1 protein-coding gene is annotated in these 299 nt (G+C 41.1%); it reads left to right on the forward strand.

The genetic code is table 11. From position 1 onward, the window contains the following. The coding region (locus AC0QH1_RS02440; protein ID WP_324629199.1) for an HNH endonuclease at positions 1–299 on the forward strand (299 nt) is incomplete at both ends.

Here is a 299-nt window from a genome sequence, read left to right on the forward strand (position 1 = left end):
TTGACCATTTCCATCCCAAATCCAAAGGAGGTAGCGATAGAGTTTCTAATTTAGTTTTGAGTTGCGTTCCCTGTAACCAAAAGAAAGGTGCAGAGTTGCCTATTAATTTCCTCAATGGTAAACCAGACTTATTAGCTGCCATTGAAAAGCAGCGTAAACAACCACTCGCTGATGCTGCTGCCGTTAATGCTACTCGCTGGAAACTTAAGGAAGTCTTAGAATCTACTGGACTACCTGTTGAAGTAGGTTCTGGAGGATTAACTAAATTTAATCGTAAGCGTCTTGGCATCTCTAAGTCT

This window comes from Phormidium sp. CCY1219, assembly GCF_055795085.1.